This window comes from Lysinibacillus fusiformis (assembly GCF_003049525.1).
Taxonomy (GTDB): Bacteria; Bacillota; Bacilli; order Bacillales_A; family Planococcaceae; genus Lysinibacillus; species Lysinibacillus fusiformis.
Map to the genome: position 1 here is coordinate 871659 of NZ_PYWL01000001.1, position 22449 is coordinate 894107.

Annotated in this window: 32 protein-coding genes; all 32 read right to left on the reverse strand. The window is 37.4% G+C overall.

Annotated elements, in window-relative coordinates; genetic code table 11:
• Positions 1-4: 4 nt before the first annotated feature.
• Positions 5-2029 carry a phage tail tape measure protein gene (locus C9J29_RS04155; RefSeq protein ID WP_107921669.1) on the reverse strand — a complete coding sequence of 675 codons (2025 nt, stop codon included), beginning with the start codon at positions 2027-2029 and terminating at the stop codon, positions 5-7.
• A 208-nt stretch (positions 2030-2237) separates the two neighbouring features.
• Positions 2238-2630 carry a phage tail assembly chaperone gene (locus C9J29_RS04165; protein WP_107921671.1) on the reverse strand — a complete coding sequence of 131 codons (393 nt, stop codon included), beginning with the start codon at positions 2628-2630 and terminating at the stop codon, positions 2238-2240.
• Between the two features lie 24 nt (positions 2631-2654).
• Positions 2655-3092, reverse strand: coding sequence for a phage tail tube protein (locus C9J29_RS04170; RefSeq protein WP_107921672.1), 438 nt, complete (start codon positions 3090-3092; stop codon positions 2655-2657).
• 12 nt (positions 3093-3104) lie between these two features.
• Positions 3105-4160 carry a phage tail sheath subtilisin-like domain-containing protein gene (locus C9J29_RS04175; RefSeq protein WP_107921673.1) on the reverse strand — a complete coding sequence of 352 codons (1056 nt, stop codon included), beginning with the start codon at positions 4158-4160 and terminating at the stop codon, positions 3105-3107.
• Between the two features lie 3 nt (positions 4161-4163).
• Positions 4164-4643 carry a phage tail terminator family protein gene (locus C9J29_RS04180; RefSeq protein ID WP_107921674.1) on the reverse strand — a complete coding sequence of 160 codons (480 nt, stop codon included), beginning with the start codon at positions 4641-4643 and terminating at the stop codon, positions 4164-4166.
• Positions 4640-5068 (reverse strand): HK97 gp10 family phage protein, encoded by a 429-nt coding sequence (locus C9J29_RS04185; protein WP_107921675.1) that lies wholly within the window; start codon positions 5066-5068, stop codon positions 4640-4642. Before C9J29_RS04185 ends, C9J29_RS04180 begins: the two co-directional genes overlap by 4 nt.
• Positions 5065-5394, reverse strand: a complete 330-nt coding sequence (locus C9J29_RS04190; protein WP_107921676.1) for a phage head closure protein — start codon at positions 5392-5394, stop codon at positions 5065-5067. Before C9J29_RS04190 ends, C9J29_RS04185 begins: the two co-directional genes overlap by 4 nt.
• A gap of 9 nt (positions 5395-5403) precedes the next feature.
• Positions 5404-5694 (reverse strand): head-tail connector protein, encoded by a 291-nt coding sequence (locus tag C9J29_RS04195; RefSeq protein WP_107921677.1) that lies wholly within the window; start codon positions 5692-5694, stop codon positions 5404-5406.
• Positions 5684-5839: a hypothetical protein gene (locus tag C9J29_RS24180; RefSeq protein WP_164908756.1), complete on the reverse strand. Its 156-nt coding sequence runs from the start codon at positions 5837-5839 to the stop codon at positions 5684-5686. The genes C9J29_RS04195 and C9J29_RS24180 overlap by 11 nt, the downstream gene beginning before the upstream one ends.
• 37 nt (positions 5840-5876) lie before the next feature.
• Entirely contained in the window at positions 5877-7046 is a 1170-nt protein-coding gene (locus tag C9J29_RS04200) for a phage major capsid protein (RefSeq protein ID WP_107921678.1), read from the reverse strand.
• A 1-nt stretch (position 7047) separates the two neighbouring features.
• Positions 7048-7653 carry an HK97 family phage prohead protease gene (locus tag C9J29_RS04205; protein ID WP_107921679.1) on the reverse strand — a complete coding sequence of 202 codons (606 nt, stop codon included), beginning with the start codon at positions 7651-7653 and terminating at the stop codon, positions 7048-7050.
• A complete protein-coding gene (locus C9J29_RS04210; RefSeq protein ID WP_107921680.1) occupies positions 7643-8896 on the reverse strand; it encodes a phage portal protein in 1254 nt (417 codons plus the stop codon). The genes C9J29_RS04205 and C9J29_RS04210 overlap by 11 nt, the downstream gene beginning before the upstream one ends.
• Positions 8897-8908: 12 nt before the next feature.
• Entirely contained in the window at positions 8909-10588 is a 1680-nt protein-coding gene (locus tag C9J29_RS04215; protein WP_107921681.1) for a terminase large subunit, read from the reverse strand.
• On the reverse strand, positions 10585-11046 hold the full coding sequence (locus C9J29_RS04220) for a P27 family phage terminase small subunit (RefSeq protein WP_107921682.1): 462 nt from the start codon (positions 11044-11046) through the stop codon (positions 10585-10587). The genes C9J29_RS04215 and C9J29_RS04220 overlap by 4 nt, the downstream gene beginning before the upstream one ends.
• Before the next feature lie 75 nt (positions 11047-11121).
• Positions 11122-11532, reverse strand: coding sequence for an HNH endonuclease (locus C9J29_RS25050; RefSeq protein ID WP_309545002.1), 411 nt, complete (start codon positions 11530-11532; stop codon positions 11122-11124).
• Positions 11533-11587: 55 nt separating this feature from the next.
• A complete protein-coding gene (locus C9J29_RS04230) occupies positions 11588-12877 on the reverse strand; it encodes a hypothetical protein (RefSeq protein WP_107921684.1) in 1290 nt (429 codons plus the stop codon).
• 567 nt (positions 12878-13444) lie between these two features.
• Complete coding sequence (locus C9J29_RS04235) at positions 13445-13846, reverse strand: DUF1492 domain-containing protein (RefSeq protein ID WP_107921685.1); 402 nt, start codon at positions 13844-13846, stop codon at positions 13445-13447.
• A 31-nt stretch (positions 13847-13877) separates the two neighbouring features.
• Entirely contained in the window at positions 13878-14852 is a 975-nt protein-coding gene (locus C9J29_RS04240) for a DNA cytosine methyltransferase (RefSeq protein ID WP_107921686.1), read from the reverse strand.
• A 31-nt stretch (positions 14853-14883) separates the two neighbouring features.
• The gene (locus tag C9J29_RS04245) at positions 14884-15234 is read right to left on the reverse strand and encodes a hypothetical protein (RefSeq protein ID WP_107921687.1); all 351 of its coding nucleotides are present in this window, start codon (positions 15232-15234) and stop codon (positions 14884-14886) included.
• The gene (locus C9J29_RS04250; protein WP_107921688.1) at positions 15231-15449 is read right to left on the reverse strand and encodes a hypothetical protein; all 219 of its coding nucleotides are present in this window, start codon (positions 15447-15449) and stop codon (positions 15231-15233) included. The genes C9J29_RS04245 and C9J29_RS04250 overlap by 4 nt, the downstream gene beginning before the upstream one ends.
• Positions 15446-15652: a hypothetical protein gene (locus C9J29_RS04255; RefSeq protein ID WP_107921689.1), complete on the reverse strand. Its 207-nt coding sequence runs from the start codon at positions 15650-15652 to the stop codon at positions 15446-15448. The genes C9J29_RS04250 and C9J29_RS04255 overlap by 4 nt, the downstream gene beginning before the upstream one ends.
• A 71-nt stretch (positions 15653-15723) precedes the next feature.
• A complete protein-coding gene (locus C9J29_RS04260) occupies positions 15724-15999 on the reverse strand; it encodes a hypothetical protein (RefSeq protein WP_107921690.1) in 276 nt (91 codons plus the stop codon).
• A 2-nt stretch (positions 16000-16001) separates the two neighbouring features.
• The gene (locus C9J29_RS04265; protein WP_107921691.1) at positions 16002-16568 is read right to left on the reverse strand and encodes a DUF1064 domain-containing protein; all 567 of its coding nucleotides are present in this window, start codon (positions 16566-16568) and stop codon (positions 16002-16004) included.
• Positions 16569-16581: 13 nt separating this feature from the next.
• Complete coding sequence (gene ssb, locus C9J29_RS04270; protein ID WP_107921692.1) at positions 16582-17088, reverse strand: single-stranded DNA-binding protein; 507 nt, start codon at positions 17086-17088, stop codon at positions 16582-16584.
• A complete protein-coding gene (locus C9J29_RS04275; RefSeq protein WP_107921693.1) occupies positions 17085-17480 on the reverse strand; it encodes a YopX family protein in 396 nt (131 codons plus the stop codon). The genes ssb and C9J29_RS04275 overlap by 4 nt, the downstream gene beginning before the upstream one ends.
• Positions 17467-17622, reverse strand: a complete 156-nt coding sequence (locus tag C9J29_RS24185) for a hypothetical protein (protein WP_164908755.1) — start codon at positions 17620-17622, stop codon at positions 17467-17469. The genes C9J29_RS04275 and C9J29_RS24185 overlap by 14 nt, the downstream gene beginning before the upstream one ends.
• 6 nt (positions 17623-17628) lie before the next feature.
• The gene (locus C9J29_RS04280) at positions 17629-18063 is read right to left on the reverse strand and encodes a hypothetical protein (RefSeq protein ID WP_107921694.1); all 435 of its coding nucleotides are present in this window, start codon (positions 18061-18063) and stop codon (positions 17629-17631) included.
• On the reverse strand, positions 18050-19285 hold the full coding sequence (locus C9J29_RS04285) for a replicative DNA helicase (protein WP_107921695.1): 1236 nt from the start codon (positions 19283-19285) through the stop codon (positions 18050-18052). Before C9J29_RS04285 ends, C9J29_RS04280 begins: the two co-directional genes overlap by 14 nt.
• Positions 19285-20130 carry a phage replisome organizer N-terminal domain-containing protein gene (locus C9J29_RS04290; protein WP_107921696.1) on the reverse strand — a complete coding sequence of 282 codons (846 nt, stop codon included), beginning with the start codon at positions 20128-20130 and terminating at the stop codon, positions 19285-19287. Before C9J29_RS04290 ends, C9J29_RS04285 begins: the two co-directional genes overlap by 1 nt.
• Positions 20131-20141: 11 nt before the next feature.
• Positions 20142-20942 carry a PD-(D/E)XK nuclease-like domain-containing protein gene (locus C9J29_RS04295; protein WP_237068738.1) on the reverse strand — a complete coding sequence of 267 codons (801 nt, stop codon included), beginning with the start codon at positions 20940-20942 and terminating at the stop codon, positions 20142-20144.
• The gene (locus C9J29_RS04300) at positions 20911-21783 is read right to left on the reverse strand and encodes a hypothetical protein (RefSeq protein ID WP_201798420.1); all 873 of its coding nucleotides are present in this window, start codon (positions 21781-21783) and stop codon (positions 20911-20913) included. Before C9J29_RS04300 ends, C9J29_RS04295 begins: the two co-directional genes overlap by 32 nt.
• Complete coding sequence (locus C9J29_RS04305) at positions 21776-22375, reverse strand: hypothetical protein (RefSeq protein ID WP_107921697.1); 600 nt, start codon at positions 22373-22375, stop codon at positions 21776-21778. The genes C9J29_RS04300 and C9J29_RS04305 overlap by 8 nt, the downstream gene beginning before the upstream one ends.
• Between the last annotated feature and the right edge of the window lie 74 nt (positions 22376-22449).

Consider the following 22449-nt stretch of genomic DNA (forward strand, 5'->3'; position numbering starts at 1 on the left):
CCCCTTATAAATTGGCGTATCTTAATTTAAGTAACGGTACTACTTCATTAACTACTTCCATTGCTGTAATACCTTTAGCGTTTAAGTTCTGAATGATTATATTTACACCGCCACTATTTGCAGGTGTAGCCTGTGAAGTACTTCCCCCAGGTGTTGGACTTGCTACCGCAACAGGTGAAGGCTGCACCATTTGATCCACATTATCTATTGATCCACCAGCTGCACGAATCCTTTCAGATTGTCGAGCCGGAATGACCATTTCATCCTTATGCAGTTCAGCTATGTAACCATCATAGGGCACACGATCTAAACCGCTGGCATGTGATCCCGAAATGAATTTACCTACAGAACCTGCAGCCTTTCCAATAGCACCACCAATTTTTGAAACCCATTCAGGCGGTTGAAAGCTTAGGATTGCATTTTTAAAGCTGATAAACTTGTCATACAATCCCTTAAAAAAGCCTGTAACAGGCTGTATTTTTTGAGCAGCCCAATCATAAATGCCTCCGAATACTTCTTTTGTCGTGGCCCACAACTCGCCTGCTTTTGCCTTAACCGTATCCCAATTTCGATATAACAAGACACCTGCCGCAACTACTGCAGCTATGCCGATAACTACCCAAGTCAAAGGACTGGCAAGCATGGCCGTATTCATGGCCCACTGTCCGGCTGTCGCTAGGCCCATTGCTGTTTTAAAACCCTGGACCATAGTTGTAACAGTTGAAATGACTTTCAATGTCCCCATTCCTGCTGCCACAATCCCTGCAGCTGTACCAACACCAATAAGCGTTTCTTTAATAGGTCCCCAATTTTCTCTTACTGTATTGCCAAATTCAAAGGCTTTTTGTACAATCCCTTGAATTTTAGGAACCAATTCATCAGCTTTTTGTGCAACGCCCTGTAAAAACTCTTGTGCTCCTGCACCGTTTACAACATCGGCTATTCCTACCTGCAATTCTCGCCATGATGAAATTAGCCTGTTTTTTAGACTTCCTTCCACTTTGGCGGCCGCTGAATCTGTCGCTCCTTCAAAATCCTTCATGGCGTCTTTTGAACCAAGCATTGCATACATGGCCCCTGCTTCGAGGTCTTCCCATTTTGTACCGAATAGTGAAACAGCTAATTGATTGGCTGTTACCTGGTCATCCATTCCTTTTAACTCGGCTGTAACAGCACTCGCAACCTCGGCTACAGTCGCTTCGCCACGGTTAAAACTTTCCCAAAGGTCAAATGTCGATTTACTCATGGCTGAGAATGTTTCATCCGTTGACTTCGAGCCATCTTTAACCCTGATCTGAAACTCTTTCATGACGTCATTTACGTAATCCAGGTTATAAACGCCAGCTTTCGCGCCTCGTTCCATAATGCCGAAATATTCTTCTGCACTATAGCCCATTGTCCCAAATAACGATGAATACTCAGCTACATTGTCAAACATTTCATTAGAGAAGTTTAATCCTCGTTGACCACCTGCAGTAAATAAGTCGAACGCCTTATCTGCTGAGATTCCAAAGGCCTCCATCATATTGTTTGTGCCGCGAGTGACCTCGTTCACATCACCATCAAACGTTTTTGCTAGCAACATTGCATTAGAAGTGACTTTGCCAAGTTCCCCATTATCAATATTTTTCATATTTTGTCTTACACGCGCTAATGAATTTGTGACTTCATCGATGTTTTCCCCATAACCTTTGCTAAAAACTTCTTTAGCTGCATTTCCGTACACGCCCATTTGTTCTGCAGTTGCGCCAGTCTGAGCCTGTAACATATCCAGCGAGCTACCCATATCCAAGACGGTTTTACCGACACTTGCCCCAAATGCCGCAACTCCTGCAGTACCTAAAGCCGCTGCACCAGCACCAACCGTTTTAAAAATCCTTGTTGCACCTTGTCCAAAGCGTTGAATATGGTTCCCCACTCTTGTGATACCTCGGCCGAAATCATCAGCTCGATCACTAGCACGTCTTAAATTGCTAGAAAAATCACGGTCTTGCAAGGTAAGAACTGCAGATATAACCCTGTTTCCCAATTCCTCACCGCCTTTACAAAAGAAAAAAGCTAGAACGGTATTGTAATCAACGCTCCAGCTTTCATATATTTGTTTCTTTCTTCTAATTCCTTATCCATACTCGCTGTCATAAATAGCTTTTCATCATAAGGTAAATTTAACAGTTCATCAAGTTTACGGCCTTTTTGAGTGTAGTGATGAAGAAAATAAAAATCATCATCACTATCAATTAGTTTTTTATCGCTTTAACGCCGCCTTTTTTGTATCCTGCAAGCTCGAAAGCAACCTCTGACAATTGAGCAATCTCACCAGGTTCAAAGATTTTAGAAACAACATCAGTAGGCAATGTGCCTCCGTATGCCTTTTGTAATTCAGGATCTTTTAAATCAGGTTCCACCATTGTGTTATAGACCATGTATTCGTCTGCGTCTGTATCGTTGTTTTCGTCTCGCGTCATTTTCATTGTATCTACACATAAAGATTTTTCAGGTTTACGCAATACAACTTCAACGCCTAAACGCTCTACAATCACTGTCTCAGTGACATCGTCCTTTACCTGGTATTTTTCTTTTTCCTTTAATAAATCCGTAACTGATAATCTTTTAATAGTTTTTTTAGACATTTATGTTTCCTCCGTTATATTTATTTAGGCGCCAATTAAATCAATTGGATCATAGTCCGCAAAGTTAAATGGTAATTCTTCTGAACCAATTGTTTTTTGTGCAAATTGCATTAACATGAATTCATTGAAAGTTACTTCTTTGATAGCTATACGCTCAGAACCGAAAGCGTCAGGATCGGCAAGTTTACCCACAAGACTAACCTCAGGTACCTTACCCTTTTTAACATCAACCGCTAATAACTTCGCTCCTCGGCTATAAACCTTTTTCACTTTCAAAGAGCCTTCGCCTGTCCAACCTGTCATTTTTTTGTGTGTGGCTGGATCTTCTGCCATGTTTACATCTTCGTAATCAATAGAAACTTTAGCTTCGAACTCCTCAACATCTAGCCATTTTTCATTGTTTACCCACACGCTGCCATAAGTACCGTTGATCACTTGATTAGGTTTGAATTTTTTACTCATCTGTTCCCCTCCTTAAATCGCAATATCTAAATCTAAGTCCTCCATAGCGTCAACGATTTTAACTTTTCCACCTAAATATACGTTGCGCTTAAAGGTTCTTTCCTTCACTTTTTGATCGTCCCAATCAGATGTATCAACACCGATTTTCTCCCATGCGGCACGTTGTTTTTTCACATCAACTTCTGCTAAATTATCGAATTTAGGATCTAGTATTTCTTGATCTCCTAAGCCTGAAAAATAAACATTAATAGACTGTAAAAATAGTACCTGGTTATCATAGGTATTGTTTAATTTACCGATGTAATATTTATCAAAGGTTGTCCGAATATCGTCTTTCATCATGTCCTGTACCTCCATGATACGGATTGATTTAAAGTCTTCCGTTTTCACCCCTGTAAGTGTCGTTAAACTATTTACACCGCGTCCAATTTTAATGACTTCTCCGTCATTAATAAGAATTAGTTCGCCTTTATCAACAGCTTCATCAGGATCTTCAATTTCTGTAATACTATCGATTTCGGGTAGCTCGTAATAAGTGGATGAACGAGTAAATGGCACACCTGCTAAAATGCCAGCAATTCGGCATGTATATTCAGATGTTGTGTACTCTTTTTCTTTTACCTTGATTCCTGTAGTTGTGAAATTTATAATCCCTTCATGATCCGCTAAGGTGTTAGGTAATACTGCTTTGAAAGTCTTTTTCTCCACACGTTTTTTCTTGATCCAAGATTCAATAGCAGCTGTATCAGCGTCCTTAATGCCTGGAATGGCCAAGTAATTAAAGCGTTTATTATTTAGGCGTTGCAATGCGTCAGTGTAATTCTCTGCAGTTGTTGGCAATCGCTCAATAATTACTTTGCTTGGTGTTCCGATAAATGTTTTTTGAATGTAATCCAGGTTTGCCCGAGACCATTCATTTGTTTTTACTTCATCAAAGCTTTTGTAAATCACTGTATCAGCTGTCTGCACTTCATCTTTTAAGATCAAAGCAACTATTCCTAGCTGGCTACGCGTGATAACCGTATCGGCTTTACCAATAAACTCAATATTAATTTGCGGTAGGCCCATTGTTTAATCCCCTTCCTCAACCAATTCGCCCATAAGCTCAATTGGATATTTTTCATAAAAATCTTTGCCATTTTTTATTTCATCTTCGAAACCAACGTCTTCATTTTCATATTCACGACCATCAAAGAATTGAAGATCAAATTCAAACTGCAGCACGCCATCTATTTCATCAAAATTCGGTTCGTTTATATCTAAATGGCGATCCTCAATTGTGAATTTAAGATCAAATAGATTACCTAGTGTTTCCTGAACATCTAATAACTCAATCGAGTAATCATTTTCATCTTTAGGAAAATAAAAAATGCGAACCGTACAAGCCCTTTCAACTTGTGTCAAATGGCCTTCACGCTTCACATTATCTAATTCCACTTTGAATGATGGCCGTGTAAAACCTTCATTTGCTGCTTTACTTGAAACATCCATATCAAAATTTGATTGTAACTTTTTATTGATTGTTGTTTTTATCTGTTTAAATGTAATCATAGTTTCTTTTTCCTCAACAATTCATCTAGCCATTTCACGGTTTCAACTTCAATATCGCCTGAGGTTTCAAATTCTCTCATACCTTTGTCCAATGGTTTTTTACCTGGAACAAATTCACCCGTCCTATTGCCATCATGGTCTACCATCCAATGACCATCCTCCACCAAATGGGCGTGTGGTGATGAATTATAAACACGTACAACTAAATTGCCATTATAGCCGACAAAGACTTTTCCTCGTTTCCACTTCTTGTGGTACCTACCTGTTTTCTTTTTAACTAGGCTACGAGATTTCTTAGCTACGGTAGTCCTGGCTTTCGAGCCTATTTTACGCATTAGTTTTGGTGCCTCATTAGGTAAATCCTTTGTTGCAACATCAAATAAATCCTTTTGAAAGTCGGTTAAACCGTTCATTTGAATGCTCACTTCAACACCTCCTGAACAAAGATTTCAAGCGTTTCATTCTTAAAATAAGGATTGAGAACATATTTGATTTCAAACTCATGATCCTTATATTTGATACGCATATCCTTTGTAATGTCTTTGCCAGCGTTATATCGAACAATAATTTTATGTGTAACATTCGTTAGGATCGTATCAGCTACTTGCTTTTGTAGCGAGCCAGTTTGCGGAATGATTGCAGCCCATATTTTTTTTACAGGTAGAAACTTATAAATGGTTTCTTCCAGTTCATTTTTCGCCTTTTGATTAGTGAGGATTTCTATTCTGTGTCTTAAGTCTCCAGGATTCATCATCTCACCTCAAAGTAAATTAATAGAGTGCATATCTAAAATGGATTGAACAACCTTATTTACGTTGTTATCCTTCACTGTAAAGATACGATTTTCATACATTTCATTTGCAAGTACAAAAACAGCAATTGAAATATCCTCTTTGGTGTCTAACTGTTCATCTGATAACCCTGTATAGCCTTTTATATAGGCATTTACAGCCGATAGAATAAGCGTAAAAGTTGAAAGGATTTCCGTATCTGTTTCATCTTCTCGCGCATATTTAGCCAGCTCACCTGGCGTAATTTCACTAACCTGCATCGGTTTTCACCTGCTTTTTCGTAACAACTTCCTCGACATGGCCAGCCTGTAACAAGTCCTCTGCAACTTCTTTCGATAACACTTTCACTTCATCTTTAGACATTGTGACCCTACCCGAAAAGCTTACAAGTGCTTTTACTTTCATCCTGTCACCCCCAATAAAAAAACGTAGAGTATAGCCCCTACGCTGATTTCATAACTAATTTAGAGATTTTTTGAGCATTTTCAACCTTAGCATCAATTTCAATCCAGCCAACAACTCCAATAGCATGTTGAGTTGAATATTTTTCACGGAGGATTTCAATAGAAACATTTTCAGCAAGTTTAACCGCTAGACCTGACATATCACCATAGAAAATAGCCGTTTTACCTGCCTCCATTCCTGGCATATTATCAGATGTATACACATCTTTACCTAATAAAGTATAGCCCCAACGTGCGGTAGCATCTTTGTTTAACAGGTAGTTACCTTGTCCATCTTTCAATTTACGAATAGCTTTACGCGTTGTTTTGTTCATAATCCAAATTGCATTGCCCTGGAAAGCGTCAGGTACTTCTTCTTGCACATCAATTAATTCATCAGCTGTTAAAACTGTTGCAGCTGCTGCTGTCACACTTTGCGTAACTGTTGAAAGCCCTGTTACCTTGTTAGGTGTACCATTTAACAATTGGTTTTCAATCCATTTAGCAATTGATTCAGCCATTTTTCCAACTACAAATGATACAAGATCAAACTGTGAATTATTAACGAGTGATTTAGATATTTTACTTAATGCGCCTGCTAAGAAACCTTTTAACTCAATTGAACCAAACTTACCGCTAGTAGATTCCAATTCCGCAAATTCATCAGCATATCCCATTTCAATTGTTCCTGCAGATTCATCATAGTATGGAATACTTAATGTGCCGCCTACATTATAGCGAGTTGCCAATTGATAAACTGGTGAAATATCGTATACCTTTTGAATGATCTTGTTGGCAATGCTAGAAGGAATTACGGCCCCATTTGCACCTACTGTTAAATTAACATCTGCTCGTTCCTCCACTAAACCACGAATGTAGTTATCGAAAGCGCGCGTTTCAGCTTCTTCTGGTGTTCGTTGTTCAGCTTGTTTAGCAGGTTCTTTTTTATCTAAAGAACGTGCTTCATCCAATGCTGTGATCGTTTTATCAAGTCCAGCGATTTCTTTTTTGATTTCATCAAAACGATTTGATTCCTGGTCAGTTAGTGCGCGAGTTTCTTCTTTCGCACCCTTTAGTAAATTGTCCATTTCATCTAATAAATTGTTGCGCTGCTCCACTAGTGATGGCATAGATCGCTTTTCAATAAATTTCTTAATATCTTTTTTCATGTTAGTTTCCACCTTTCAATTTTAAAAGCTCAATTTGTTTTTCAAACAATGAGTAATCAATTTCTTTATTAGATCGCGTTTCTTCTGATCGATTTTCAATCTCGGCTTTAAAATCAGCACCGCGAGTTTCAGAAATCGCTTGTTCTTCTCCGCGAGCTTCGATTGAAGTAGCTACATAAGCTGGCGTTATATCTAAAATAGATACCTCCAAAAGCTCGATGTCTTCAAGCGTTCGTTTCTGAATGCCGTCTTCTCCGTCTTCCCACAATGGCTTATTATCAACAAAGCCAAATGACCAACCTTTAAGCTCGCCATCTTTTGCTTTTTGAATGATTTTTTCATCAGATACATGAGCAATAGCACGTAAACCGATGTTATCTTCATACAATTGCAAATTGCCCTCTTGTAATGATCCAAGCTTACGGTTTTTGTCGTGATTGAATAATAGATCAACATTTTCAGCCTTATCTAAAGCTCTTTCGAAGGTTTTAGCACGGATTTTTTCTTTAAAACGTCCTCTTGGTGAAGGTAAAACGCGACTTTCGCGCTCAACAGCATTTACATAGCCATCTAGTAATACTTGATTTCCTCTAATTTCAATCCTCAACTTCTTCACCTCCCTTCTCGGATACCTGGCCACCTTCTGAAATATCAGCGGTTTTATTGGTATTTGGCGTATAAATTGTCTTTGTTTTTGGATCATATAAGACATCTTGCAAGCCCAGCTTAATGAAATCTAAACCAAGTGGTGGTTGATCTTCTAAATAACGAACCTCGTCAATCTGCATCCAGCCAGTTTTAATAGCAATTTCATAAGCTTTATAGCGTTTTTCAATGTCACCTTTGATTAGCTCTTTCATATCAAAAGCAAAATAAAAAGACTGCTCTTTTTCCGATGGAAGAAGCAAGTCCTTGTTCAATGCCGTTTCAATTGCTCGAATAATCGGCAGTATGCAATTTTTAATAAAGTTTGTATGCACTTCTTCATTGGCTGAGCCATCCAAAATGCTATCAGGTACTTTAAAGAGTTTGTTTATTTCGCTTGAATTGGTCTTTTTGTTTTCATTCAGTTGCATTTCAACCGATGTACTCGACGCCTCTTTGAAATCTAAGCCATTATTTAATACAACAATATTTTCTGTATTGTTCTTGTATAAATTGTTCCAGGCTGTTTTTAATTCCGTAATTGCATCCTTTGACAATCGGCCCAATGACTTTAAGAAACCTTTTTTATTACCGCCAGTCTTCACAAGTGATTCCTCAAAAATAAGCGTATTGTACGCAACCGATAAAATCTTATTGTGATCCTTAATAATGCCATTGCCTGTTACACCGTCTTTTGAATTTCGAGCAATCTTTATAAATTCAAACTCCCGATAGTTCACTCCATTGACGGAAATATCATAGCTTTTAAATATTGGATCAATACCAACTAGCACAGATACATTTCGATTTTCTACATAGTGAACACTTTCGACATTGTTTCTTTTTCGATTGATATATGCATATCCTGCACCTTCCAACAAGTAATCAGTTACTAGGGCCTTTTTAAATTGGAAGCCATCTAGTGTGTCGTATGTCTCGTCATTCAGCAAAATAATTCGTCTATCTTCATCCACTTCTTCGACTTTACCGCTGGTTTCTTTGTGTAATTTGATAGGTAAAGTTGCAATAATATCCGAAATTAAATCTACACAGGTGCCAACGCTAGGTATACTTAGCGCTTCTTCCTTTGTTAAAACTGCACTTGTTAAACCTGCTTGCAGCAATAATTCATCCATTCCACTTTCTCGAAACTCCTGAATACGTTTATAATCACGCCATTCGCGCCACTCTTTTATTAATCCCACAATCTCACCTCCTTAAATGACTTGTGCGCCCCAATCAGCATCAGGATTAAAGATGACATCATGCTGCAGTAAATAGATTGCATTGATTAAACTTACAACCATATCGACCTTGCCTGTTGATTTTTTCTTATTCACATAAATATTTTTATTAGTGTCCTCAGTGACTTTGGCATTTTGGAAGTTTTCCTCCAACAAATCATTTTCAGTGTAGTGAAATTCTTTGTTCATAATCTTCTCGCGTAATAGCTTAGTAGCTGGATGTAATACGCTTGAATGCTGTTTTACTTCCACCGTGACTAAACCCTCTTTTTCTAGTTTCTGAGCAGTAGAAAGGCAGTTATAACGGTCATACGCTACGCCCATTACAAACACGTTGAATTTTTCTTCAACCTCCAAAATCATTTGTTCGATAAAGCCATAATCAACAGTCATATCACCACAAGAAAAACATTTCCCTGACTTAATGTGATCGTAGTAATTAATCTTTTCCACTCGGTTTTTATCAGGAATACGCTCAGTCGGTACAAACGCGTAGGAATCAGCATATATTTGCATGTCTTCCTCTGTCACCATCGAAAATGAACAGTTATCATTCGTCATGGCCAAGTCTAAACCTAACCAAACTTGACGACCCGACCAATCGAAATTATCCATTTTACATTTCCGCAAGTCTTCCACATTTACATACGCTTCACCACTATTAGAAGGTAAAAAGTGATTCATATGTTTACAAAGATATTCTTCACGTTCTGAGGGCTTTTCTATGGCTGATTTACGGCTGTCTCTTATCTCGTTATAGTTTTCCTCAACTCTCAATGGATTCGCTTGTAATAGCCCTGTATCGTCCCATAAATGCTCGTCCTCAGCATAATAAAGCAGTGCAAACATGCGATCATCTTCAATAAATCCATTAAAGACTTTCTTTGCATACGCCAATTCTTCCAGCATGATCGATTTATCCTCAGCGTAGGCCGTTGTTAATTTAAAACGTAATGGATTTTTAACGTTTAATTGCCCCGATTTCATGGCATTTATATTCTTGTAATCTTTAAACGCGCCAACTTCATCAGCTATAAAAGCAGATGGACGGATTGAGTTATTTCTATTCGCCTCTGCAGTACGTGCCTGGTAAAAACTATTTGTTAAAGTACATACAATTTTTCCACTTAACGTTTTTGGAATCACAAAGTATTTAGCAACGCCTGGGCTGGCCATGATAATTTGTGTCATAGCCTTTTTAACTTCACCTGCAAGCTCACGGTCCAAACAGATAGAATAAAACTCCGAATAATCATCCTCTGTAAGCATTAAGATGATTATGATTAAGGCACAAATGAACGTCTTCGCATTCTTACGAGGAATAAACAACGTAATATCACGGTACCTAAACTTTTCTTTATCGTTTTTAAAGCGCCATCCGAAAATGTTGACAAGAAAAAAAGCCTGGAATCCTTCCAAGCCTTCTAATATTGTTTTTCCTGCAACGCCTAAACCTGTAGCAAAGTTAAGTAATTCTAATAGACCCTCTATCTTTTCTATTTCTTCCATATCGAAATAGTAATCAAAATCGTCCTCATACTGCTTTTCTAAATCCTTTAGGAACCAATTACACTGAATAATGACCTCTTTTGTTGTAATTTCTTTGCCTTTTACAACTCTTTCAGCGTATTTTACAGCCTTTTCGTATATCATTTCTTACCACCACGCAATACTTTTAACAGTTGATCATCTTCTTCAACTCGAACTTGGAAATTAATATTACCTAGCTTTGCTCGACTTTGTGGCGACAGACTTAATTCATTACAGCAACGGAAAAACTCTTTTGAATACTTATCTTTAGCACTCAGTAAGTTACGATCTAAAAGCCTTTCAATATCTCTGTTAATAATTCGTTCAATTTGTTGCACTCGGTCAATGGCTACCGCACAGGTACTTAGAATATAAATATCGAGGTTCCCAAGAATCCCACTTGCTTGTAACTCCTTCACAATGAAATTGAAAATTTTCTTTTGCCTTGCATTCAGGTGTGTAGGAGGCAAGATTTCATCGGCAGCACCTTTTAATTTGTCCTCTGTTTGAGTACGAATAGCGATTTCTTCTTTCGTTAAATTCTTGCTCATTGTTTTCACACTTTTAGATGGTCTAGCCAATTTCCTCACCTCCTTAAAAATTTTCATTTAGGGAATTTTTTTAGAACAAATGGGGGCAGTCGGTGTACAGGAATTTCACGTTTTTTCACCAAATACCTGGGGGGTACTCTCCAAAATAATATTTTTTAATTCTTTTGCAGGTATTGTTCCCTTCTCTGCAAGCTCATGATGGTAACGACACAATGAAATAAGGTTGTCATCCTCTAGCCTCTTGTCCCATGCATTAGCTATAGGCTCTATGTGATGCACCTCTAAGTCTGTGAAGTTATATTGCATCTGAGTATTGTATAAGTTGTGTAAGCACACCTGGCATAGATGTTTGTCACGATCAGCTATGTGCGCTCGCTTATTCTTCCATGCCCTTGACCATCTGAATCTATCAATGTATGTGGTCTGCTTTGTAGCTGCCGGCTTAGATGCACACCATTGACCACGTTTATGAATACCACCACAATAAGCACAACTCTTTAACAATGTACTCACCACCTTTTAGCTATAATAAAAAGCCACACCTTGTTAGATGTGACTTTCCGTTTAAATATTAATTAATCATTCCAATACTCTCAACATCTTGCAAGTATTCATTCACTCTTGAATCTTCCCTCATATATTTAAATATTGGCCATTCTCCCAATGCTTCTGTATCTAGTGAATCAGGGTTGTGACCTAAAATTTCAAAAAATTTGTCCGAGTTTTCTAATAAAGATAATTTTGCAAGCTCATAATGAGTTTGCAATCCGCTTACATCGCATTTTTTTACAGATTCTTCAATCTCCTTAAAATTCCCGAGTTCCTTCTCACATAGCCATATGTTCATCTGTGTAATAATTTTATTGGCGTGGTTGTCAGCTTCTGCATGTAAAAACTCATAAATAAATTTAGCAAACTCCCAATCATGTTCTTTCATTGAATCAAAAGCTTTTCCCATTATATAATCATATGCATCGTCATGGCCATTTTTATCGAACACTTTCCATGCTTCCAATAATAGTATCACTCCGAAAATTTTAACATTGTTAACAGCCTTAATTAAATAATCCTCAGAAATAGAAAGTCGCTGTCCTTTAGCTACATCTTGCGAGTATTCTTTTGAAACTTTATTTAGATATACGTTGTTTATTATTCCATCGTTATGCACAAATAAGTTTCTTCTACTATAAGCTTCATTAATCACTTCTGTAAAAAAATCTATTTTTTTTGTATTAACTCCTGCTTTATTTAAGTAAAAAACCCAACTTTTGAAACCTCCATACATTATATCGATAACTTCATTTTCAATTAAATGATCCAACGCCTCATCTATACTCTCAAAATCCATAAGATCTTTATATTTGATAGTTTTTTCTTTAGGATTAAAGGCGTTTGGAAATTTAGATAATCTCAACTTTATAATATTTGATATTAAATTTTCAAAGTATATCATTAAGCTAGTTAATGAGTTCCTAAATAGTAATTCTTGTTGTCTTGTAACTAAATCAGCCATCTTCATTACTTCCCCTACTTCTCTTTCCATTTGAGAATTAGAGATCTTAAAGTGGACTTCTGGAGTGTCTTTATATTCAACTTCTTTTGTAAAAATATTTACTCCTTTATCAGCAAATTTTTCATTTGCCTTATTAATTATCTGAATATCATATTCTCCTTCACTTATATCTTTTGTTAATTGTACAACATCGCTTATAAGCTCCGTTGCAGCATTGGTAAACTCATTATTCTTAAGGGATCTGCTCCTATAGTTAATATTCATTAATTCGTCTTGAACCTTAATAAAAAGTTCTAAGGCTTTTAAATTTTGTATAAAATTATGAAATTCAGTTTGTAATTTTGCCAATTCAATTTCCCCTTTGCTATATAAAATACAGGTAAATAAATTAATCTGTAGAGAATACATCAAAACTAAAGTACTATAATAGTACAAGTATCACCAATTATATTAACCTATATTTTATACAATCTCAAACACATATTTACAGCAAAATACAAAAAGTTGTAATGTTACTATCTTTAACAAATATTTTAAATTCTCATGAGTATTTTTACTTGGCATATGTCTCTAAATTGCCTTAATCAAAGTCCATACACCCTAAAAACAGAGTTCTATATCGCATTCTACATTGGAATATTTTGCGATTTTCCTATTCTGCATTAATAACACACCCTCCTACCAATAGATTATAGGTGGTGATAATCACTTATTGTTTGATATATTGTGTGATAGTACTCATAAGAATAAAAGACCGCACTATTTTGTACGGCCTTTAATGCTTGTTTCCGACATACACGTACAAGCAACGTGTTTATTTTGTAATGCTTATTTTTGTTAACGCATTTCCGTGCGCTTTTTGATACTACTATCATATAACGGATATTCAATGGTTTCTATTCAGATAACTTGGTGTCAGTAAAGTGAAAGTTTTATTTCATGTGCAAATCGAATCATTTTAGCTATTTCAGCATGTTTCTTATATATGTAGCTGGCACTATAGTTTAATTCCTCTGCGATGTCTTCCAGTGTTAGGCCATCCACATACTTTAATCGTAGGATTTTATGATCTAATCCTTTGAATTTACTAATCAGCTTTATGAAGTTTTCTCGTTCTTTCTCTTTTATTTGCAATTCATTTTTAATACGTTCAATTCGTTCTTCTAGCTTGGCACCATCTGATTCAGCAGTTAATTTAACTCCTATCAGATCTCCTTCTACCCAGCGCTTTAATTCCCTCTGTGATTGTTCGAGATTAAATTCAAGATAGGCAATATCGTCTTCTATTCGTTGGTAATCTCGCAACCATTCGTACATGTGCAGCACCTACCTTGTTTGTTTATTTCTTTTAAAGAAACTTCTTTCCAATTGCCTCAATTACGTTTACCGTTACGCTATTCCCAGCTTGCTTGTACAACTGACTATCCGAGTTTACAGCCGTAGCTCTATCGAATGCCCAATCAGGGAAACCTTGCAATCTCCAACATTCGCGCGGTGTCAATTTGCGAATTCGATCTTGCTTTAAAAGAAGGTTGTCCTTTTGTACAGTTGTAAGTGTATTAGATATATTTTTGTTGTTTATCTCTGCTCTTTGAGATGTCGAACCATCTTCGTCATATCTACCTCTTAAAGCAAGTATTTTAGGTTCCCTATTTCCACCTTGCATAGTAGTGAGTGTAGGACATAACCCTGATTCTTTATAAACTCGTCTAATAGATTCATTTCCCTTTATGTCTAGCAATCCAACGAGTTCAAGATTGTTTGGCATGCTTCTTTCGATAGGAAATACTTTTCGGGTACTTCTTCCTCTAAGATGTCCGACAATGAACACCCTTTCTCGATTCTGTGGGACTCCGAAATCTCTAGAGTTGAGTAACTGCCATTCCAGATTATACCCGATTGCATCCAGTTCAATTTGGGCTTTAAGGAAATCCCATCCTCTATTAACTGAGAAAAAATTTTTAACGTTTTCAACGAGTAAGTAGGAAGGCATTTTTTCGGAATCCCACTCTTTGATTTGGCGTAATCGCTTAGTGACTGCAAAAAACAAAGAGGATTTTTTTCCATCAAAGCCTTTTTGTTCTCCTGCCGCTGACAAGTCTTGGCAAGGAAATCCGAATGTCCAACAGTCGGCTCTTGGTATGTCTCTATAGTCAATTGTTGTGATGTCATGCCATGTCCACTCTCCTTCTGTATTGTGTATAGCCTCGTAACTTTTTCTTGCAAATTTATCCCACTCAACATAGCCGACACATTCATGTCCTGCTTGTTCAAGTCCTAGTCTAAATCCTCCTATACCAGCAAATAGGTCTAAAAACCTCATATTCTCACCCTCTTGTGACTTCACGTTTTTTCTATCTCGCAATATTGTTTTTCCGTTTCCATTTGCTCAATGTTGAAGCACTAACATTAAAAATGGCGGCTATTTCTTTATCTTTTTTCTTTTGCTTTTTATATTCATGGTATTGGGATTTCGTAATCACAAGAGTTACATCAGGTTTACGGTTTTTAGGTTTGGCATCAGCACCGGAAACTGTTAAGCGTTTATTTGATAAGTGAAGTAACATCTTCCCATACTCTGCTATTTCCTTACAGTTCGCACAGTTAGAAGTTTCTTCGGCTGAAAAACAATTACATTTTGACTGCAGAGCATCAATTTTCTTTAATATCTCATTACGCTTTTGTTGTATTTCGGACTTCTTCATATAACCCAAACCTCCTTTGTAATCCATCCCTCATGTTTGTACTTTTGCACCCATTTATATTTATACGGCATGATAACACTTGCCTCACATCCATCAACCGTCATTGTCATTTCAATGTATCGCTTGTAAGGATTAGACTCGGCTTTCCATAGTTGTCCTTGCGCTTGCTTCTTTTGTCCAGGCTGGATAATAGGAATACCATTCCGTATATTCATTTCTTAAAGCCACCTGCAACCTGGCTAGGCTTCAACATAATTACACGTTTTGGAAATCCGTATTTCTTCTTTACTTCATCCCTAGTCATGTCATGTTCAAGCCTGCAATGGACTTTTGTAATAACTTGGCCAATATGATTGCAGCCCTCTACTGGACATTTTAGAAGCTCGTTCCCTTTCGAACTCCATGAGGAATTTACCATTTTCTCCACCTTCTTCGCTGTTTTTGGGTATAAAAAAGAGAGCCTCAGAAAATAGGCCCTCTATTCACTTTTTATTCAGTCTCAGTAGACTGCTGATCGACTTCATCCATGCTCATTTGGCCATCAGGTGCATCGCTACCCTCGGGCTTCTTACCTTCCATTACTTCTTTAGGCGTACCATATTGGTATGTTAAATCAACCAGGAAGTATTGACCGTACTTGTTATATTTCTCGCTAATTTTATTCATGATTAGCGCTTCATTTTCTTTAGCTTCTGTCACAATTTCCTCTGCTTCTTCGCGAGTATCTGCATACCATTGTTCTTTTTGATTTAGTTGTTTTTTCATCGTTATTTCCCCTTTTCGATTTTACGTTTTTTTCGTGCTTCTTTTAGATCTTCATGTGTGATCCAACCACCATCAATATTGGAATAAGTTAAGAGAATCAATTCGAATGGATAGCGATATTCAAAAAGTTTTTTCTTAATGTTAAAATCTTTGGTTGGCTGCCCTTTAATATCGATTACTTCTATTCGTCCATCAGGGTAATGTACTTCGAAATCAGCCCTATAAATAATTGGCCTAACTTTTACACCTTTTTTTGTGTAGCCATCAAATATGGTGTAATTCTTTTGCATTATGAAATCGTATATTACCCCTTTTTTCTGCAAATCTATTAGATGATCGTAATAATCTCGTTCCATTTTGCTATCAAACTTAATTCCATCATGCTCAACCTTTTTGTTATTGTACTTATTGCGTTTTTCTTTAACAGGTTCAACATGAATGATGTGTTTGATTGTCCCGATGGTATGTCTAGCTTTGATTCGTGCTTTTTCTTGATCCTCAGCATCTACAAACATTTCTTTATTTCCAGGTACTTTTTTATCGATGTACCTCACTAAAAACTTTTTCATTTACAGCACCTCGTCAGAATGGAAGATCGTCTTCATCTACTTCAATCGGGCCTTTGCTATTTGCAAAAGGATCTTCGTCTACCCTTGTATAATTTGGCTGTGTGTTTTGAGGCCCTCTGTGCCCTCCTGAGCCGTTTTGAGAACCTGCCCCTCTATTTGTATCAGAACGTGCGTTCGAATCGTTCTGAGCGCCTTCTGAGCCGTTTTTATGCTCTAAGAATTGAATGCTATCGGCTACAACGTCTGTAGTGTATACACGCTTGCCATCCTGACCTTCATAACTTCCTGTTTGAATACGGCCCTCAACGCCTATTAAATTACCTTTTCGCTGAAAGTTTGCTAGATTCTCGGCCTGTTTTCTCCAAGCAACACACTGAATGAAATCGGCTTGCTGTTCACCTTCACTTTTGAAAGCACGATTTACAGCTAATGTGAAGCGACATGATGCAATACCGTTTGGTGTATATCGTAATTCAGGATCTTTAGTTAGGCGGCCAACTAATACGACTCGGTTAATCATGCTGTTCCCTCCAATAGTTCAGGATTTTCGTAAATGTTGCCTATGATTTCTAATTCTTCATCATTTACTAAACCTTCGTATAAATCGTGACCACAATTATTCTCTTCGACCATCCACATACCACAACTGAAAACGACTTTACCGACAATGATTTTATCCTCTGCATGTCCACCTGTTCTTAATGAGTTAAAATCGTTGTATTCAACAATATCCCCCTCATAAATCTCCTTGCCGTTCTTGTCCTTTAAGCCTGTTAATTGCATAAAAGTAATATCCTCTTGCGGTTCCGTTAAAATCGTATACATTGCATAAGATTCTTGATCCATATCCACCAAATCTTCATGCGAAAGCATTTTATTTTCCATCCAAGCACGAAACTTAATCTCTCTCATGATGTTCCCCCAATCCGTTCAAAGCGATATTATGAATTTTTTCGTATGCTGGGTTCATATCGATTAAACCTTTTGTAATCTCTACGATTTCTTTAAGCGCTGCTTGTTGTTTAATCAGCGTTTCATTTGTATTTTCAGACATGCGCCTCTATCCTTTCGTGAAAATCATTGCTGTGGCTGGAAAGACTAACGTTTCATCCTTCACCTGGCGTAATGATTTATTTTTTTGTTGCTCAGGAAACCAAAAGCTCATATCTATCTTGTTTGATATGTCGAATATCTTTGTTGGGATTCTCCCAAGCTCTGCATAGACATGTCCTTTTGCTGATTCTTCGCTTTGAGCAAAAATGATAATGTGTTCTCTATTACCAAGTGGGACCGAATAAGTCTTGATTGTTTGCAAATTCAATTCATTGCGTTCTCTCATTCGCTTCACTTCTTCATGGTTTACTAGATTCCAATTGATGTTGTTGGCCCGATCAGTTCCCTTTACGACATTGTTTTTTATGAGCCAGTAGATTGAGTAGGCTAGTAGTTCATCATCACACTTGATTGCTTCAAGTAGTAGCTCATTGAACGTCACTCACTACACCTGTCCATCTGTTGAATTTAGAATTTACTGTACCGACTTCCCCTTCACGATTTTTAGCTATGATGATCTCTAGCGAATCGTCTTCATCATTTTTTGAGTAATAAGCATCACGGTACAAGAAGACTACAACGTCAGCGTCTTCCTCAATACTTCCTGATTCACGTAAATCTGAAAGCATCGGCCGTTTATCAGGGCGCTTTTCTACACCACGCGATAATTGGGCCAGTGAGATAACAGGGCAATTAAATTCTTTTCCAATTGCCTTTAATGCCTTAGATATTTCTGAGATCGATAAATGCATGCTTTTTGATTCATCCGATGGCTTAATAAGCGTTAAATAATCGATGAAAATAATTAGCTGTTTATCAGGATTCTGATTCCGTATTTTCCTGATCTTCATTCGCATTTCTGAAATGGTTTGTCCACTCTTGTCAAAAATTTCAACATTCGTTTTAGAAACCTGAGCAATTACTTTCATCCAGGACTCTTTTTGGCCCTCTGTTAAACGCTCATATAAGTTTTTCATTTTGTTACGGTTGTAATTGCCTGTAGAAGCTATCATGCGATCTCTTAATTTTGCTGCAGACATTTCTAAACTAAAGACAATTGGTAAACAGCCTTGCCAGCCTGCTTGCTTCACACAATGCAACATGAAATCTGTTTTCCCCATCGATGGCCTTGCAGCTACAATAATTAAATCTGTATTCTGCCAGCCGTTTGTCGCGGTCTGTAATGCTTCTAAGCCTGTAGGGATTCCCTTTGTACCTTGCATTGGCTTCCAGGGATCTTCTGCAACCTGCATAACTAGTTCGTTAATGCTGTTGTGATCGTCCGTGTTGTTTGATACCAGGCTGTTTAATTCATTCGTAATTTTTTCAAGTGGCCAGTTTTCATGTTTGGCTACTTCTAAGATGTTGTACTTTTCACGCTCACGCCATTTATCTAGTAAGATGCCAACATAACTATCAAACTTTTCTTCATTTGCGAGATTTTGAATTTTATTAAGCTTTCCAGCTCCACCGAAATCTTCGGGCCTACCTTGTGTCAACATGGTTATTAAGTCAACAACCTGACCTTTAGCGTTCAACTCTTTCATGGCCTGCAATACATTGCGATTCTCTGCATACTGGAAATAGCTTGGCTTTAAATCTGTATCAGTTAGCAAGTGAGGAAACTTTAACAATGTTCCTAATACGGCTTCTTCTGTAAGCATTAACCTTCACCTCTCGATAAATCTGCATTAATTGGCTTGTACATTGTTGTTTGTATAGGGCCTTGATTTTGTAATGGTGATGTAGGAGCAAACTTGCTTTGCTCATTTAGGTATCCTTCAAATTTAGTTCCGAATAATGTCTCAGGACGTAAATACACGGACATTTTAGGATCTGCTAACCATTGAGCTGTTTTAATATCGATTACCTGTTTGAAATCATCTAAAGTGAACTTCTCTTTAAATCTAGCTTTGATTAATGTTTGTGTTTTCTGAGATGTATGTTTAAATTTCTTATTAGCTTTTTTGTTTAGATAATCGATTATTTCTTTGTAAGGGATAGAGTCGGGTTTGTTGCCCGACAATATATATTCTTTATCTATATCTTTATCTATATCTGTACCGTCACGTGACGTCACGGCAACGTCACTATTTTCGGATGGCATTTCTAAGGATAATTGCTTCTTTCTTTCCCTATATTCCTTGTTACGCTTTGCATTTAATTCTCTTACACGCTCCATACCATCAATGTTTTGGTGCTTCTCCCAATTAGCGATTAATACAACCTCTTGCTCATTGATTTCAAGCATCTTGTAACGCTGCAGTATTTGAATTGCATACCTAACCTTTTCTAAAGGTCTGTTAAAGATGATCGCCATTTCCTCAATGTTCATCGGGATATTTTCACTTAGCATAATAAAGCCGTTATAGTTTGCCTTACCTGCATAAGTGAGTAGCTTTATCCAAATTATGAGGATCGTATCACCTTCGGGCATTCGTTCAATAAGCTTGATTTTCTCGTTATCGAACATGTCAGTTTTTATTTTTATCCAAGTAATGTCTGCCATCTTGGTATCACCTACTTCAAAAGAAACTCTATTTCAAATGTGTTGTTTAATTGCTTTGTAGCTCTACAGTATTCACATACTTCACATCGTTTCGGCTCCTGCTTGCCTAATTTAGCGGCTATAATGCCTGGCAAATATTCCTTAACATATTCCAATTCAAATTCAAATCGGCTTTGGTCAAAGTGCAAAATTGCTTTATCAGGCGGTGTTTCCTTTGTGACTGCCACAATGTAAGGTGTGTAATAAGCGCCAGTATTTTGGTAGATTATTTCACGATAAATCGCCATCTGTAGCACGTAATCAAAGGCTTCAACGAACGAAACGTACTTACTATACTTGTCGCTCCAATAACGCTTGCTAAGGCTCTGAGTTGTCTTTAAATCAGTGAATGTTTTACGGCCATGATTAATTGCATCGACTTTGACTTTCCAAAGGACACCGAACAGCTCACCTGTGAAAATAACCTCTTTGTCACCTTCTAGGGCAAACATTGCGAATCGGTCATTTTTTATAGCTTGTATCATGGAATCAGCTTGCTTAAAATCAGCGTATTTCCCACCTCGCGTATTGAAAATAATGCCTCTGTTTGCCTCGACATATTCGTCAAAAACAAGGTCGCTTTCAAATGCTGAATGCGTATAAGAACCTACTGTCAAAGCAAGGGATGAAGTACGTTCATACTTGCCCTCTAGCTCCGCAATTACACTAGCCTCACACTCTATTGCACTCTTAAATTGTGAAACTGACATATAGTACTGATTGGCTTCGCTAGAATGGTAATTATTCTTGTTCAGCTGGAACGGTGTTTTCATCTGACTTCACCTCGCCCTGCTCTTTGTTGAAGTCTGCAGCTAGTCCGCTTGATTGTTGCTTGCCAATCTCCTTGTCAAACCAATCTTCAACTTTAGACATTTTATCTTTTAACGAATTACGAATACTTGTTAGTTGTGCAAGGTCAAATTCACTAAATGAACTAGCGTTATATCCAAAGCGGTCTTCGATCATTTCTTGTGTTACACCGTAATTTTCTTTGAAGTGACTTAATGCACCACTTATTCGATCTTTCAACGGTTTATCAGATTGGCCAGCTAATGTTAAACGGCATTGTTCTACTGCCATTTCAACAACATCACCAGGGATTACACCTAAAATACATGCTCTTAATCTTCTAGCGCCATCACTAGCCACACGCTCATAAATATCCCTCGGTTCAGTTAATTTAGTTAAACTACCTCGCGCACTTCGTACATGCTTTACTGTGAAGACTTTTTCCTGACGTACATTTGTTTCAAGGTCCCAACAATAAGCTTTTGCAACTGATTCACCGTCTCGCTGTTCAAGCTCCTGGATACCATAAGATAGGTTCCCCCAATTTTGAGCCAATACCTCAGCTAATCGAATGGAAGGCCCCTCAACTTTGGATGATCCACGCTTATACGCATAAGTAGCTGTAGTTGCTAAAGACGGACGTTTACAAGCGTCTTGAATACGTTTTTCAGATTCAAAATAGTTGCGTGGGAACTGCTTTGCTAAGAAGATTGCTCCCTTTACTTCTTCCATTTCGCGAGAAGCACTTGATTGAGCTAATACGCTTTGCTGATCCATAGTCGGTTGTGACTGGACATTATTGAATTGAGTTGTTAAGTCATTCATTGCTGCTCACCTCGCATTCGATTGTGTTGTGTAGATTTTGTAGAAGTTGAGGGATATTTAAGCGTTTCAACATATCTGCATTTAATTGTTGTTGTAAATTAGCTTCAAGGTTACTAATTAGCGTTTTTTCTGCTTTTGTTTTAGCTTCACGGATCATATCAGCTACTTTTTCATTAAGCTCTTTTGCGATATAACCTTGTGTTAAATATTCAACGATTGAATACTTAGCATCATCTCGATAACTCGGTTTCTCTCCATGCTTTGTAAGTGTTTTTTCTGCAACAGCTTTTTCAAACTGTTTACCCATATACTCTGATAAAGACATGTATTCTACATTTGAACCCCATGAACTCGTTTTATAAGGAATTTTGATATTCGCAATATTGTCTGTCATGATTTTTGATATGAAATCATCTGCCATAGAATTTACTTTTTCAGTGATTACAGAAGAAAGTTGTTGTTCCATTTTTTCTTCTAACTTGTTTGTTAAACGGTTTTGTATACCTGAAATGATCTTTCGTTGAATTTCTTCATCCAACGTCATTTCTTCATCTAACCAATCTAATTCAACTTCGATATTAAACTTTGCCATTACAATTCCTCCTGTGGTACACTACCAGTGTCATATATTTTTTACGCTCGCCATTGGTTGCGCCCTTTGACGAG

Bases quoted from the DNA above. Each gene is read 5' to 3' on its own strand.
- C9J29_RS04175 (WP_107921673.1), bottom strand. From the start codon at position 4,160: ATGGGCCTACCGCAAATTAATATTGAGTTTATTGGTAAAGCCGATACG.
- C9J29_RS04295 (WP_237068738.1), bottom strand. From the start codon at position 20,942: ATGAAAACACCGTTCCAGCTGAACAAGAATAATTACCATTCTAGCGAA.
- C9J29_RS04305 (WP_107921697.1), bottom strand. From the start codon at position 22,375: ATGGCAAAGTTTAATATCGAAGTTGAATTAGATTGGTTAGATGAAGAA.
- C9J29_RS04200 (WP_107921678.1), bottom strand. From the start codon at position 7,046: ATGAAAAAAGATATTAAGAAATTTATTGAAAAGCGATCTATGCCATCA.
- C9J29_RS04190 (WP_107921676.1), bottom strand. From the start codon at position 5,394: ATGAATCCTGGAGACTTAAGACACAGAATAGAAATCCTCACTAATCAA.
- C9J29_RS04170 (WP_107921672.1), bottom strand. From the start codon at position 3,092: ATGAGTAAAAAATTCAAACCTAATCAAGTGATCAACGGTACTTATGGC.
- C9J29_RS04255 (WP_107921689.1), bottom strand. From the start codon at position 15,652: ATGGTAAATTCCTCATGGAGTTCGAAAGGGAACGAGCTTCTAAAATGT.
- C9J29_RS04235 (WP_107921685.1), bottom strand. From the start codon at position 13,846: ATGTACGAATGGTTGCGAGATTACCAACGAATAGAAGACGATATTGCC.
- C9J29_RS04300 (WP_201798420.1), bottom strand. From the start codon at position 21,783: ATGAATGACTTAACAACTCAATTCAATAATGTCCAGTCACAACCGACT.
- ssb (WP_107921692.1), bottom strand. From the start codon at position 17,088: ATGATTAACCGAGTCGTATTAGTTGGCCGCCTAACTAAAGATCCTGAA.
- C9J29_RS24185 (WP_164908755.1), bottom strand. From the start codon at position 17,622: ATGTCTGAAAATACAAATGAAACGCTGATTAAACAACAAGCAGCGCTT.
- C9J29_RS04275 (WP_107921693.1), bottom strand. From the start codon at position 17,480: ATGAGAGAGATTAAGTTTCGTGCTTGGATGGAAAATAAAATGCTTTCG.
- C9J29_RS04260 (WP_107921690.1), bottom strand. From the start codon at position 15,999: ATGAAAAAACAACTAAATCAAAAAGAACAATGGTATGCAGATACTCGC.
- C9J29_RS04245 (WP_107921687.1), bottom strand. From the start codon at position 15,234: ATGAAGAAGTCCGAAATACAACAAAAGCGTAATGAGATATTAAAGAAA.
- C9J29_RS04195 (WP_107921677.1), bottom strand. From the start codon at position 5,694: ATGCAGGTTAGTGAAATTACGCCAGGTGAGCTGGCTAAATATGCGCGA.
- C9J29_RS04250 (WP_107921688.1), bottom strand. From the start codon at position 15,449: ATGAATATACGGAATGGTATTCCTATTATCCAGCCTGGACAAAAGAAG.
- C9J29_RS24180 (WP_164908756.1), bottom strand. From the start codon at position 5,839: ATGAAAGTAAAAGCACTTGTAAGCTTTTCGGGTAGGGTCACAATGTCT.
- C9J29_RS04165 (WP_107921671.1), bottom strand. From the start codon at position 2,630: ATGTCTAAAAAAACTATTAAAAGATTATCAGTTACGGATTTATTAAAG.
- C9J29_RS04215 (WP_107921681.1), bottom strand. From the start codon at position 10,588: ATGATATACGAAAAGGCTGTAAAATACGCTGAAAGAGTTGTAAAAGGC.
- C9J29_RS04265 (WP_107921691.1), bottom strand. From the start codon at position 16,568: ATGAAAAAGTTTTTAGTGAGGTACATCGATAAAAAAGTACCTGGAAAT.
- C9J29_RS04180 (WP_107921674.1), bottom strand. From the start codon at position 4,643: ATGATTACATTTAAACAGATAAAAACAACAATCAATAAAAAGTTACAA.
- C9J29_RS04285 (WP_107921695.1), bottom strand. From the start codon at position 19,285: ATGCTTACAGAAGAAGCCGTATTAGGAACATTGTTAAAGTTTCCTCAC.
- C9J29_RS04290 (WP_107921696.1), bottom strand. From the start codon at position 20,130: ATGGCAGACATTACTTGGATAAAAATAAAAACTGACATGTTCGATAAC.
- C9J29_RS04240 (WP_107921686.1), bottom strand. From the start codon at position 14,852: ATGAGGTTTTTAGACCTATTTGCTGGTATAGGAGGATTTAGACTAGGA.